This is a genomic window from Ferrovum myxofaciens, assembly GCF_000735045.1.
Classification (GTDB): domain Bacteria; phylum Pseudomonadota; class Gammaproteobacteria; order Burkholderiales; family Ferrovaceae; genus Ferrovum; species Ferrovum myxofaciens.
Genome location: NZ_JPOQ01000041.1, coordinates 1 through 7,963, shown reverse-complemented (window position 1 = coordinate 7,963; position 7,963 = coordinate 1). Strand labels below are relative to the sequence as shown.

Annotated in this window: 8 protein-coding genes, 1 tRNA gene and 1 pseudogene; 7 read left to right on the top strand and 3 right to left on the bottom strand. The window is 47.7% G+C overall.

Annotated features, from left to right (window positions below; all coding sequences use genetic code 11):
- The 3 genes from IV91_RS0106940 to IV91_RS0106930 form a co-directional block, all read left to right on the top strand.
- Positions 1-631: type ISP restriction/modification enzyme (locus IV91_RS0106940; RefSeq protein ID WP_031597128.1), on the top strand; the 631-nt coding region annotated here is incomplete at its 5' end.
- Positions 632-797: 166 nt separating this feature from the next.
- A complete protein-coding gene (locus IV91_RS0106935) occupies positions 798-1,922 on the top strand; it encodes an AAA family ATPase (RefSeq protein WP_031597126.1) in 1,125 nt (374 codons plus the stop codon).
- Positions 1,922-2,590 (top strand): DUF3226 domain-containing protein, encoded by a 669-nt coding sequence (locus tag IV91_RS0106930; RefSeq protein WP_031597125.1) that lies wholly within the window; start codon positions 1,922-1,924, stop codon positions 2,588-2,590. Before IV91_RS0106935 ends, IV91_RS0106930 begins: the two co-directional genes overlap by 1 nt.
- Positions 2,591-2,692: 102 nt before the next feature.
- On the opposite strand, the gene IV91_RS0106925 is transcribed toward IV91_RS0106930, so the two are convergent.
- The 3 genes and pseudogenes from IV91_RS0106925 to IV91_RS0106915 form a co-directional block, all read right to left on the bottom strand.
- A complete protein-coding gene (locus IV91_RS0106925) occupies positions 2,693-3,706 on the bottom strand; it encodes a site-specific integrase (RefSeq protein WP_031597123.1) in 1,014 nt (337 codons plus the stop codon).
- Positions 3,707-3,937: 231 nt separating this feature from the next.
- A pseudogene (locus IV91_RS0106920) lies at positions 3,938-4,198 on the bottom strand (transposase); the annotation flags it as partial.
- Positions 4,199-4,205: 7 nt separating this feature from the next.
- Positions 4,206-6,077, bottom strand: coding sequence for a potassium transporter Kup (locus IV91_RS0106915; RefSeq protein ID WP_031597120.1), 1,872 nt, complete (start codon positions 6,075-6,077; stop codon positions 4,206-4,208).
- 290 nt (positions 6,078-6,367) lie between these two features.
- Here IV91_RS0106915 and rpmB point away from each other — a divergent pair, with 290 nt between their 5' ends.
- From rpmB to IV91_RS0106890, 4 genes are all read left to right on the top strand, one after another.
- A complete protein-coding gene (gene rpmB, locus IV91_RS0106905; RefSeq protein ID WP_031597116.1) occupies positions 6,368-6,604 on the top strand; it encodes a 50S ribosomal protein L28 in 237 nt (78 codons plus the stop codon).
- A 20-nt stretch (positions 6,605-6,624) separates the two neighbouring features.
- Positions 6,625-6,780 (top strand): 50S ribosomal protein L33, encoded by a 156-nt coding sequence (gene rpmG / locus IV91_RS0106900; protein WP_031597113.1) that lies wholly within the window; start codon positions 6,625-6,627, stop codon positions 6,778-6,780.
- A gap of 8 nt (positions 6,781-6,788) precedes the next feature.
- Positions 6,789-6,879 (top strand) — tRNA-Ser (locus tag IV91_RS0106895).
- Between the two features lie 290 nt (positions 6,880-7,169).
- Complete coding sequence (locus IV91_RS0106890) at positions 7,170-7,853, top strand: PDDEXK family nuclease (RefSeq protein ID WP_031597112.1); 684 nt, start codon at positions 7,170-7,172, stop codon at positions 7,851-7,853.
- Positions 7,854-7,963: the final 110 nt, after the last annotated feature.

Below are 7,963 nucleotides of genomic sequence, written 5' to 3'. Positions count from 1 at the left end.
TGCCCTTACCGATGAAGGGTTGGCGCATTTTGAGACAGCCTATCCGGGAGAGGCCATTTCCAAGGAGGATGTCTTCTACTACATCTATGGTCTGCTCCATTCTCCCGACTATCGTGCCAAGTACGCCGACAATCTGTCCAAGGAACTGCCCCGCATTCCCTGCGTGCCGGGAGCAGAGAAGTTTTGGGCGTTTTGTGAGGCAGGGCGACAACTGGCTGACCTGCACCTGAACTACGAAACTGTGGAGCTATATCCGGTGACCCTCACGGTTCACGGGGATGCGCCTCTGACCGATGCTGATTATCGCGTGGTCAAGATGCGTTACGGTAAGACTGGGAAGGAAAAAGACCTGACCACGATCCACTACAATGACCGGATTACGATTTCAGAGATTCCCTTGGAAGCCCATGAGTTCATCGTGAACGGAAAGCCTGCTCTGGACTGGGTAATGGAGCGCCAGTGCGTCAAGACCGACAAGGACAGCGGAATCGTGTCAGATGCCAATGACTGGGCCGTGGAAACCATGAAGAACCCGCGTTACCCCCTTGAGTTGGTCCAGAGGGTAGCGCGGGTGAGTTTGGAAACTGATAAAATCGTCAAAACGCTGGATCAATTATATGGAGCCAGATAGATGACTGAGACGAAATACAATCTGGATCAATTCGGTCAGAATACGAAGAATGCGCGGGCTTTGTGTGCAAGCCATCGATGTTCGTTCTCACGGCGTGAACGACCTGCATTTGGCCAAGCGACCATCCGACTTCTGGTGTATCTCAGAAATTTCATAGGAAATAAGCATGATCAGCGCTCTAACAATTGAAAATTACCGTGGATTTAAAAACTTCTCAATGAATAAGGTTAAGCGTATAAACCTTATTGTTGGCGGGAATAACATTGGAAAAACATCGGTCCTTGAGGCGATAATGTTGATAATTTCTAAAGGTGATCCACAGACAATTTGGAAAATTATTAGTGGCCGCGGTGAAATAGTAAACTATGTTGGAATACCACAGGGAGTAATTCAACCAGAGATATCTGTCAGGCATTTATTTCACGGGCATGAGGTTAAACTTGGGTCTGCGTTCAAAATTAGCGCAATAATGACCCAGGCTAATAAAAGTATCGATGTCGACTTCAAGATAATTGAAGCAAAGCAGGTGGACCAAATTTTGTACGCATCACTTCCCAGCGAAGGAATGGACACATTTGGACCAAAAATTGCGTTATCAATTACCAGATCGGACAAAAAAAATCCTTTGTTACTATCCATTCCCCTTTCCTCTCAAGGAACTCTGAAACAAAACACTCTCCAGACCCTGGTAAATATAAATTTTCAACAGTTTCCTAATGAAGATGAGCGAGCGGTTTTTCAATATATACCTACCACATCCTTGACCGGCCAAGAGTTGATTTCCATGTGGAATGCAGTCGCCTTAACTGCTGAAGAAAAACGCGTTGTTGAGGCTTTGCAGTCACTCGACGATAATATCGAGCAAGTCGCCGCCATCAGTTCGCCTGTTATTTTCCCACAATTTGGTCAAAAGACGGGTTTTATTGTAAAAATGCGCGACTTAGAAAAACCGGTCCCAATTGGAAGTTTGGGTGAAGGCACTTGGAGGATGCTTGTTTTGGCGATCGCTCTTGTAAAATCGAAAGATGCAATTCTACTGATTGACGAAATAGACATAGGACTCCATTTCAGGGCTCTCTCATCTATGTGGGAAATGATTGTTGCCGCATCAAATCGTTTAAATGTTCAAGTGTTTGCGACAACGCACAATAATGACTGCATAAAATCATTGGCCATGCTAAAAGAATCTGAAATCAGTATTCAACGCATTGAATCATTTGATGGCCCTGCTATTTATTACTCCGCCGACGAGATAAGAGTTGCTGCTACCAGAAATATTGAGGTTCGCTAATGCAAAAACAAAAAAAAGAAAAGATACTTTTGGTAGAAGGAAGCACTGATAAGTATGCGATTGCCATGTTAATGAGGGAGCACACAGAGTGGCCAAGAGATGATCCCCCGGTTGATATCAAAGATGAAGGTGGTGTTGATAAAATTTTAAATCAAGTTACATTCAGTACATATATTAAGTCATGCTCTACTCTAGGTATTGTGATTGATGCAGATGAAAATATCAACTCGCGATGGGAATCCATTAAAACAATATGTCGAGTTAATTTTCCTGAATTACCTGATAGTTTTCCAATAAACGGGTTAATTTTATGCAATCAACAGGAGAAGAGACTTGGCGTATGGATCATGCCTGACAATAATTCTAGAGGGATGATGGAAACATTTTTATCTACTCTTGTAACTGATGAAAAAGGTCGTAATTTACTTGAATATTCTAAAGAAGTTGTCGCTAATGCAAAGTCAACTTATTCAGCGCCATTCATGGACCTACACAATGATAAGGCGGTAATTCATTCGTGGCTTGCTTGGCAAGATCCACCTGGGGAAGCGTTCGGAAATGCAATCGCCAAGAAAATTCTTGACCCATTCTCTATAACAGCAATTAATTTTGCCAGCTGGTTTTGTAAATTATTTGAACTTGAATGCAGTCAGGTTGTAGATGAGTAAATTTGAAATTCCCGCATGGGACTATTCCGGTCTTTTCGAGATGCCTGCACGGTTATTTTACTCCAATTTCCGGGCCAATCCTTCTATGCAACGGGATAGTGGTTACCCTAGTTTTTTGGCAATATTTTCGGCCTGCAAATGGGTATAGCGTTTCAACATCTGCATGGTCTTATGACCACTGACAGTGGCTATTTCAAAGAGGGATAAATCACCTCGCTCAGCTAGCCTGGATAACGCCTCATGCCGCAGGTCATGCCATGTGAAGTCATCAATGTTGGCGCGTTTACAAGCTGCTATGAAGGCATGGTAGAGGGTTGTCTTTCCGACGGGGAGAATAGCGTCCTCTTGATCGTTTGAGGGCAGCAAGTCCAGTACCATGAGTGCTGATTTTGAGAGGGGGACGGCACGCGGCTCCTCTGTTTTTAACTTCGCAGGATCAAGTAGAAGGGCCAGGCAGCGTGTCCGGTCTATCATCTTCCACCGAAGCTGGAGTAATTCGCCCTGACGCATTCCGGTTTCGACGGCAAGTTGTACCCCAGGCCAGAGCCAGGGATTACGCGAAGACCGGCACTCATGTTCCAATGCGAACCATTCGGCTGCTGTCAATCTCCGATCTCTGGCCTTCCCGCCTTTTGGCTTTCTGATTCTCGGTAGAGGGTTTCCGGCGGGGAGGGGAATTCCGAACTCCTGCGTTGCCACAGTGAGAACTTTCGAAAGCATGTTCAATTCTTTCCGCACTGTAGCGCCGGACACTTTCTTCAGCCGTTCGTCCCGATATTTTGCAATCAGTTGAGGCATCAGTGCGGCAATAGAATATTTTCCTAAAAAAATGTCAAGATGCTGGCATTCAAATCGCCATGACTCTCTTTTGTCTTCGCGTTGTCGGTAGTGATACGGGGCGAACTCAGTCAGAAATCTGACAATGATTTCCGAAAGGGTGGTGTTCTCAGCAAGAGAAGTGGAAACGAAGGAACCTTTGTCCATGGCAGATTCGACATTGCGAGCCCAAACTTCCGCTGCCGTCTTGGTTTTGAAACTTTTGCTTTGCGATGGGTAGCCCTTGCGTCTGACCTTGGCCTGAATCCAACCGCTGTCCCGTTCCAGAAATGTCGCCATCGTCAAAACTCCAACTGTCCCCGTTTTGTCCCCATATTCGTTATATTAATTGTAAAACTACATTAACATATTGTCAATAAATGATTATTTAAAATAAAATCACTCCCCTGCTAAGGGAGCATGCGGTCAAAAACTGCATCGAGGGTTCGAATCCCTCTCTCTCCGCCAAATAATAGACATAACGAATTGATTTTATTGTGTTTTGTCAGGCAAGAAATACATGGTATGCCATTACGTTTTGCCATTGAGGCTCGAATGACCCCGTTCACCGTTGTACCAGTCGATATATTCCGCAATGTCCTTGCGTGCGGCGCTGACGCTATCGTAGGCCCGAAGGTAGACGCGCTCGTACTTGACTGACCGCCATACTCGCTCGACAAAAACGTTGTCACGCCACGCACCTCGACCATCCATGGACAACTTCACTCCGTTATCGATGACGGCATCGACGAAATCCTGTGCAGTGAACTGACTGACCTGGTCTGTGGCGAACGGGGTATCAGATGGCGATCTGTCGTCCAATTTCCACCACCCCATCACCGGGTAATCTGAAGAAGTCCGTGACGTGTACAGAATTTCTTTCCATCCAGGCAAAGACAACTGTCACCCAGTGAGGCAAACCTTTCCCGTCCTCTCTGCCAAGAACAGTTTCATGCCCGATATAGTAGACTACATCGTCTATTTGAAGGGGACAGCCCTGCTCGAATGCGTGCCCAAGCACCTCGGGAATGTTTGGCCTCTCCATAAATCCATACCTTGCTGTTGCGCGCCAGAAATTGGGTTCGATTTCTACCAATGACAGGCGTTTAGAATTTTCGATCCATGGGACAGATTCCGACACAACGGTGAGCACAACTAAAAGTTCGTGTAACGCGCGGTTGTGTAGGACATGCCAAACCATGACGGGAGGTGTTTCGGACAATGTCCGGGTCAGAAAGACAGCGGTGCCAGAAACCCGGGGGATTTTACGGGACACGACTGACCCCAGGAACTCCTTGACTGAAACACCCCGCTCGGTGAGGGTTTGTACCACTGCCGTCGAGCCGCTGTGCCAGATCCACATTATTCCGTAAATCAGGCTGGCGAGAAGCAGCGGAACATAACCACCGTCAGCGATCTTGGTGAGGTTTGCCACGAAAAAACTGGTATCAATACAAAGAAAAGCACCAGCAATCGCGCCACTTGCGAACCGGTTCCAGCCCCAGATCTCGCGCATGGCAATGAAAAGAAGCGCGGAAGTCATGAGCATGGTTAGCGAAACGGCGATTCCGTAGGCCGCCGCCAGGTTGTCGGACTTCCCAAAGAAAAGTGTCAGGCTGACTGTGGCGATCATGAGCAACCAATTGATGGTCCCGACATAGATTTGTCCGTAACCTTCTGCAGAGGTCTGGGCGATCCGCACGCGGGGTAACCAGCCCAGTTGGATTGCTTGCCGGGTCATCGAGAATGCACCCGTGATAATCGATTGGCTGGCAATGATGGTTGCGATCGTCGCCAAGAGAATAAATGGAATAAGGAGAGGTCCCGGGCACAATTGATAAAAAATATTATCGGTCGTGGATGCGCCACCGAGTACGATGGCAGCCTGACCTGCATAATTCAGCGCCAGACTTGGCAGCACTATGGCTGACCAGGCGAGTCTGATGGGACGGGGGCCGAAATGTCCCATGTCCGCATAGAGCGCCTCAGCACCCGTGACGCACAGGAAGACTCCTCCCAACACAAGAAAACTCGTAAAACCATTTGAAAAGAGAAAGCGAATGCCATAAATCGGGTTAAGAGCAACCAAGACTGCCGGATGCCGGGAAATCCCCCATAGACCAAGGAGCGCGATCGCAAAAAACCAGACAGCCATAATTGGGCCAAATGCCTTGCCGATTCGCGCCGTACCAAGCGGTTGGATTGCAAAGAGTGCAACGAGAATCGCCACTGCGGCCGGCAGAACATAGGGCCTCAGGGCCGGCGTGGCAATATTCAATCCTTCAAGCGCGGAAAGAACCGAAATAGCCGGGGTGATCGCTCCATCGCCATAAATCAGTGCTGCCCCAAATAATCCGATGGCAACAATCGTCGGCCTTCGGTGTTTCTTGACAGCCAGCAGGGACATCAGAGCAAGAACCCCTCCTTCTCCGTCATTATCGACTCTCATCGCAAAGCCTACATATTTCACAGAGGTGACTATAATGAGCGTCCACAGAATCAACGAAAGTATTCCGAGGATGACATAGGGTGCAGGCGCGCTACCTGTCATGTTGAGAATGGTTTTGAAGGTATAAAGCGGGCTCGTCCCGATATCACCAAAAACGATTCCCAGGGCTGACAGCCCTAGGACACCTACGCCGGGGCCTGGTTTACTTTTCGTGCGACTCATGATTGGTCATTCCTTAAATACTGTAATGTTGAAATCGATACCCGGGTTCGATGGTCACAGGGCTTTGTCTCCTCGGATTGTATCAGCACCACGACCAGGGCACTGTGCAGGTATATGTAGCAGTTCGACGCTTGTCTTCTGCGCTGAAACTGTCGGGGTGGAAGGGCTTCGGTCAACCCATCTATCTGTGGAACCGGCAGGATCATGAATTGGACCTTGCTGAAATCGGATATTTCATGCGATAATCCTCGTTTGCGATTTTTCAATACATTAATTACGGGAGTTACAACATGGCACGCGTCTGCGCGGTCACCGGGAAAAAACCCATGGTTGGCCACAATGTGTCCCACGCCAATAACAAAACAAAACGGCGTTTTCTACCCAATCTGCAATATCGTCGTTTTTGGCTGGAAAGTCAGAACCGCTGGATTCGTCTGCGCGTCTCCAATGCGGGACTTCGTCTGATCGACAAGAAAGGCATTGAAGTCGTTCTCGCCGAGTTGGGTGGAACGGCTCTGCAAGGTTAATTCCAAGGAGAATTCTTTACATGCGTGACAAGATCAAACTGGAATCGACCGCTGGTACCGGTCATTTCTACACCACCACCAAGAACAAGAAAACCATGCCCGGAAAGATGGAAATCAAGAAGTTTGATCCCGTCGCTCGCAAGCATGTTCCGTACAAAGAAGCCAAGATCAAATAATCTCACACGGAGAGGTGGATGAGCGGTTTAAGTCGCACGCCTGGAAAGCGTGTTTAGGATAATATCCTAACGCGGGTTCGAATCCCGCCCTCTCCGCCAGACATAATATATAACATATTGATTTAAATGATTTTTATTTATTATAAAGATTTCGGTATGCCATCTGGTATGCCATTTAGATTCGGCTTTCTTCGTATCTGTCTGGACATTGGCAGATAATCTTTGAATAGCAGCCATATCCTTCCCCACACTCGTTCGATCCCCCTAAACGAGAAATTCAAGCCAAGTACCTGCCCCCTTTGATGGATTCTGTAAAATGAGCACTCGTGAGTGATGTAACTCAAGAGTGCTTGTCCCGTTGCAGACTGAAATTAATCAAAGGAGCAATCATGTCAGATGACGTGGCCCATGAATCGTCACAAGGTGAAGTTGAAGGCATACCCAGTGATCTGGCCCAGTTATACCCCGCAGATTCCGCTGAGTGGAAATCCATAACCACTGTGAGTGTTCAGCAAGCGGTTTTACTGTCGCTGGGGATTGACCCGCATACTATTTCCGACCTTATGCAGCAAAATCTAAATGACGCATTTTCGGAGATCTGCACGCAGTTCTATACCACGTACCCTGAAAGCGTCGAGCCGATTAACTACGGGAAGCAAGAAAAGGATTATCGGATAAGGTTGTCAGCGACCGATAACGCCATCGCGGCAAATATAATAAGCAGGCATCAAATGTCCGATTCGCAATATGCGAACCATGTTCGCTTGGATGAGTTTATTGGCTTTGCGAAGAGGAAAGAATGGACAATGCCTGGATGGCTATCTGCCTTAGGTGAACCAGAAGTTTCAAATCCGGCCAGGCTCTCGGGTGTTCGTGAAAGGAAAAAAGAAGCTACTCGGGTAAGGAACGAAGCCTGGCAGCGGAGAGGCGACGAACTTCTCTCTGAGAATCCAAATTGGACCAAAACGAAAATCTGCGAAACCATTGCCAGGGAACCAGGCGGCAATCGTAATGCGAACACAATCCGCAACAATATTAAAATCTCCCCAATGTGCCAGCGGCACGGGAGATGAAGTGGGGCCGAGCCAACCAGGTGGCTACCGTTTTGTGATCCAGATTCAAGACGCGGGAAATCTGAGCCGCATTCAACGCCTAGCGTTGATGCAGGTCGTGGATCTGACAG